We start from the raw sequence: 326 nt of genomic DNA on the forward strand, positions 1-326 counted from the left end.
GCCGGCGGCGACGGCCAGGACGGCCGCGCGGCCGCGCAGTGCGTGCGGGGGAGCGGGGAGGCGGTGACGTCCCCCGCCGTGTGCTCCGGAGGCGGGTACGACGACAGGAGTCGCTGGTGGTACGTGCTGCGACTCGTTCTTCACCGGTGGCGTTTCCCCTCTGAGGTCGTGCTGTGATCTTTCCGTGACCAAGACGTCCCCCAAAGTAACGGATCGGCAACGGTGTCGCAAGGTAACGGGCCGTCCGATGGGGAGGGGTGGATCACACTGATGTGACTCCAGTGGTCGAGGGGTATGAAGTTGAGTGAAGTGTCGCGAGTGGCGGA

The sequence above is a fragment of the Dietzia sp. B19 genome, assembly GCF_014145155.1.
Classification (GTDB): domain Bacteria; phylum Actinomycetota; class Actinomycetes; order Mycobacteriales; family Mycobacteriaceae; genus Dietzia; species Dietzia natronolimnaea.